This window comes from Streptomyces javensis (assembly GCF_039525925.1).
Taxonomy (GTDB): domain Bacteria; phylum Actinomycetota; class Actinomycetes; order Streptomycetales; family Streptomycetaceae; genus Streptomyces; species Streptomyces asiaticus.
The window spans coordinates 1-3958 of record NZ_BAAAIF010000193.1 but is presented as its reverse complement, the minus strand read 5'-3'; the positions used below and the strand labels follow the sequence as shown (position 1 = coordinate 3958).

The 3958-nt window shown below is 72.6% G+C and carries 2 protein-coding genes; both read left to right on the top strand.

The window, feature by feature from the left end; translation table 11 throughout:
- Positions 1 to 3043 (top strand): type I polyketide synthase (locus ABD329_RS47425; protein ID WP_344318215.1); only part of this gene is annotated, 3043 nt, incomplete at its 5' end.
- Between the two features lie 47 nt (positions 3044 to 3090).
- The coding region (locus ABD329_RS47420) for a beta-ketoacyl synthase N-terminal-like domain-containing protein (protein ID WP_344318213.1) at positions 3091 to 3958 on the top strand (868 nt) is incomplete at its 3' end.

Here is a 3958-nt window from a genome sequence, read left to right as displayed (position 1 = left end):
GGCGGCCCTGGTGGAGCGGGAGCCGCGGGCCCGTCGGATCGCGGTGGACTACGCCTCGCACTCCCCGGCGGTCCAGGACCTTCGCGAGGAGCTGCTGAAGGCCCTGGCACCGATCACCCCCGGCGCGAGCACGGTCCCCGTCTACAGCTCGGTGACGGGTGGCCCGATCGACGGGTCGACCATGGACGCGGAGTACTGGTACACCAATCTGCGGCAGCCGGTGGACTTCCAGGGAGCGGTGTCGGCCCTGCTGGCCGACGGCTTCGGTGCGTTCGTCGAGCCCAGTCCCCACCCGGTGCTGACCACGGCCGTCGAACAGACCGCCGTAGACGCCGAGATCGCCGTCGTGGGCACGCTGCGCAGGCAGTCCGGTGGCATGGCGCAGATGCTGCGGGCCGCGGCGCAAGCCTGTGCCCTCGGAGTCGACGTGGACTGGAGCGCGGCGCACCCCACCGGCGTCCGGCAGGTGGACCTCCCCACCTATCCGTTCGCCGAAGAACGGTTCTGGCTGGACGGTGGCTCCGCCCGTGGTGAGGTGTCCGCGGTCGGTCTGGCACCGGTGGACCACGCACTGCTCGGCGCGAAGGCCGACATGGCGGCATCCGGCGAGGTCGTACTGTCCGGGTCGCTGTCGCTCGCCTCGCATCCATGGCTGGCCGACCACACAGTGCGCGGCTCGGTGATCCTTCCCGGGGCCGCCTTCGTCGAGCTGGTCGTCCGGGCGGGCGACGAGCTGGGCCGCCCGGCCGTCGAGGAACTCACCCTCCACACGCCGCTGGTCATCCCGGCGGACGGGCGGGTGGATGTGCAGGTGACGGTCGCCACCGAGGGTCACGTCCAGATCCACTCCCGGACGGCCGGATCGGACTGGACCCACCACGCGAGCGCCGTCGTCACCGACCGGCCGGGCGAGGCGCCGGTCTGGCGGAGCTGGCCGCCGGAACCGGCGGAAGCGGTGGACATCGAACGGTTCTACGAGACCCTGGAGGACAACGGCCTGGACTATGGACCGGCCTTCCGCGGTGTGCGGGCCATGTGGCGGTCAGCGGACGCGTACTACGCCGAGGTGGCGCTGCCGGACGAGGTGCCGGAGACCGCGTTCGTACTGCACCCCGCGCTGCTCGACTCCGCACTTCAGGTGATGGCCTTCGCGGCGGCTGAGCCCGGCCGCACCTCCCTCCCCTTCGCCTGGTCGGGGATCTCCGTGCACGCCTCGGGGGCCCGGTCGTTGCGCGTACGCGTCGCCGCGACACAGGCCGGGGACATCTCGGTGCTGGCCACCGATCCGGCGAACGCGCCCGTGGTCACCGTGGACCGGGTGCGCTCCCGCACGCTCGGCGCCGACCAGCTCGATCCCCCGCTGGCCGGTCTGCTCTCCCGCCTGGAGTGGACACCCGTGGAAGCCGGCCCGCCGGCCGTCGAACCAGGCCCCACCGTGCGGTACGAGTGCGAGGTGGCGGACTCGCCGGTCGAGGTGGCGAACCAGGTGCTGGAGGCCGTCCAGGAGTGGCTGCGGCACGAGGGACGGCCGGACTCCCGGCTGGTCGTGCTGACGCGTGGCGCGGTCTCGACCGGACCCGACGACCCGGTCTCCGCCCTCTGCCAGGCACCCGTGTGGGGACTGGTGCGCTCGGCGCAGGCCGAACACCCCGGGCGGTTGGTCATCGTCGACATCGACGACGGGTCCGACGACGCCCTCTGCGCCGCTCTCGCGACCGGTGAGCCACAACTCGCCCTGCGCCGCGGCGTGATCCTGGCCCCCCGGCTGGTGAGCGCACGGGGCGACGGTGACCTCCCGCGGATTCCGTCCGACGGAACGGTCCTGGTGACCGGTGGAACCAGCGGCCTCGGCGCCCTGGTGGCGCGCCATCTGGCCATGCGGCACGGGGTCCGCCACCTCGTACTCGTCAGCCGGTCCGGACCGCGGGCCGACGGCGCGGCCGAGCTGATCGCCGAACTGGGGGAACTGGGCGCCCGGGCCGAGGCGGTCGCCTGCGATGTCGCCGACCGGGACCAGGTCCGCGCGGTGCTCGAGGGCATCGAGGAGTTCCCGCTCGCCGGTGTCGTGCACGCCGCGGCCGTACTGGACGACGGTGCCATCACCTCGCTGACCCCCGACCGGCTGCGCACCGTCGCCGCACCGAAGGTCCACGGAGCGCTGCATCTGCACGAGCTCACCGAGGGCATGGACCTGCGGCTGTTCGCCTTGTTCTCCTCGGCGGCCGGAATCCTCGGCTCCCCGGGGCAGGCGAACTACGCGGCGGCCAACGCCTTCCTCGACGCACTGGCCACCCAGCGGCAGGCGGCCGGCCTCGCCGGGCACTCCCTCGCCTGGGGCCTGTGGGAGCAGACGACATCGCTGACCGCCCCGGTCAAGGCCACCCGCCGCGGGGCCACGGTCGGCGCCCTGTCCACGGCCGAGGGCCTCGCGCTGTTCGACCGTGCGCTGGCCGGCACCGACCCGGTGGCCGTGCCGGTCAGGATGGCGCCGGTCGCCCGTGGCCCGGTGCGACCGGTGGCCGCCGCCGTGGTCGCCGAGCCGGACTTCGCCGCGCGCGTGGCCGCGCTGGGCCCCGCCGAGCGCGGACGCGAACTGCTGAAGCTGGTGCGCGAGCAGGCCGCGGCGATCCTCGGGTTCGCCGGGCGTGAGGAGATCGACCCGCGGCAGCCGTTCCTGAAGTCCGGGTTCGACTCCCTCACGGCCGTCGAGCTGCGCAACCGGCTCAACACCATCACCGGTCTGCGGCTGCCGGCCACCACGACCTTCGACTTTCCGACCCCCGAGGCACTCGCCGGGAAACTGGCCGCGGAACTGGCCTCGGCCACCAGCCCCGAAGAGGCGCTGCTGGCCGCCCTGGACCACCTCGAATCGGTACTCGCCGCGCCCTCGACCGACGAGGCGCTGCGCACCGCCCTGGCCGACCGCGTGGCGAAGCTGCACGCGCGCGGCAACACCGAGGACCGGCATTCCACCGCGCGGCTGCGGGATGCCGGCGCCGACGAACTCTTCGACTTCATCCACAACGAGCTCGGCATGAAGTAGAGCCGTTCCCCGCCCCCTCAGACCCGTCTCACGGAGATCTCCCGCTTATGCCGAACGAGGATGAACTGCTCAACCACCTGCGCTGGGTCACGGCCGAACTACACGAGGCCCGCAAGCGCCTGAAGGAGCACGAGTCGGCCGCACGCGAGCCCCTCGCCATCGTGGGCATGGCCTGCCGGTACCCCGGCGGGATCAGCTCACCCGAGGAGCTGTGGCAACTCGTCGCCGACGAGCGCGACGCCATCACACCGCTGCCCACCGACCGGGGCTGGACCCTGGACGGGCTCCTGGACGACGACCCCGCGAGCCGTGGCAAGTCCTACGCGGGACACGGTGGTTTCCTCACCGACGGCGACTGGTTCGACGCCGAGCACTTCGGCATCTCGCCCAGGGAGGCGCTGGCCACCGACCCGCAACACCGTGTGCTCCTGGAACTGGCCTGGGAGGCCCTGGAACGGTCGGGCATCGCCCCGGACTCGCTGCGCGGCAGCCGGACCGGCGTGTTCACCGGGGTCATGTACCACAACTACGTCGACCGCCTCACCAGCGTCCCCGACGAGCTGGAGGGATACCTCGGCACCGGCAACTCCGGTGGCGTCGCCTCCGGCCGCATCGCCTACACCCTGGGCCTGGAAGGGCCCGCCATGACCCTCGACACCACATGCTCGTCCTCGCTGGTGGCGTTGCACCTGGCGGGCGAGTCCCTGCGCCGCGGGGAGTGCGATCTCGCGGTCGCCGGCGGAGCGACGCAGATGTTCACGCCCGCCGCCTTCGTGGAGTTTTCGCGGCAGCGGGGGTTGGCGGTCGATGGTCGGTGCAAGTCGTTTGGTGAGGGTGCGGATGGGACGGGGTTTTCTGAGGGTGCGGGGTTGGTGGTGTTGGAGCGGTTGTCGGATGCGGTGGCGTCCGGGCGTC